The sequence below is a fragment of the Rahnella perminowiae genome (assembly GCF_019049755.1).
In the GTDB taxonomy this organism is placed as follows: Bacteria; Pseudomonadota; Gammaproteobacteria; order Enterobacterales; family Enterobacteriaceae; genus Rahnella; species Rahnella perminowiae.
This window is the reverse complement of sequence record NZ_JAFMOS010000125.1, coordinates 1-862: the sequence shown is the minus strand read 5'-3', so window position 1 is coordinate 862 and position 862 is coordinate 1. Positions and strand designations below refer to the sequence as shown.

Here is an 862-nt window from a genome sequence, read left to right as displayed (position 1 = left end):
TCTCTATAGGATCTTATTATTGGATCTGGCCTGTGGAAAAGTGGATAAAAAAGAAAGTGAGTTAAAATTTAACGGGAGGAGGAGGGCGGCTCATCTTCAGATAATCAGGTGTCTGACCTTAAGCTATGATGCGCACTGCTGATCTGGAAGCAGTGCGCATCGTTGGCAATGATGTACCTGTCAGAGGTGAGGCATAAATTCGGCCAGCCGGTGTTTTTGTTTTCTTCGTTCGTCAAGATTAGAGGGACTTAACCAAAGCTCCATAGCCTGTCTGATGCCATCCCATTCAGAGTCGATGATAGAATACCAGCGGACATCACGGCTGTGCCCCTTTGAAACCTGTGTTTGTCTGAGAGTACCTTCATAGGTAAATCCGAGTCTTTCTGCCGCACTGATCGCTGCCTCATGCAGGCTGTCACATTTCCATCCACACCGGCGATACCGTAATGTTTCCAGTACATAATAGAGCAATAGGAATATGGCCTCAGTACTGCAAAAGGTGCGTTTCATCAGCGGTGACCAGTTAATCCAGCCTATCTCTACAGAACCGTTATCAGGATCCATTCGCTGTAGGGCAAGAAATCCAACAGCTTTACCTGTAGATATATTGATTACTGCGTAAAAAATGGGATCCTTGCTTGCGGCAAGAGAAGCGATGTAGTAATCGCACTGTTTGATAGTGACGGGGCGTTTAATATGAAAGTACGTCCAGTCACGCTCATCATCAATACTGTGCCAGGCATCGAATAAGTCCCGGCTATGCTTAACGTCAATTGGCTCAAGATAGCAATATTTTCCTCTGAGGATAACTTTTTGAGGAAGCGCATGTGGCTGCCAGTCGGGTAATTCTTTACCCAATGTC

1 protein-coding gene is annotated in these 862 nt (G+C 45.8%); it reads right to left on the bottom strand.

Annotated elements, in window-relative coordinates; genetic code table 11:
* Positions 1–180: 180 nt before the first annotated feature.
* On the bottom strand, positions 181–858 hold the full coding sequence (locus J1785_RS00665; protein WP_217218566.1) for a GNAT family N-acetyltransferase: 678 nt from the start codon (positions 856–858) through the stop codon (positions 181–183).
* Between the last annotated feature and the right edge of the window lie 4 nt (positions 859–862).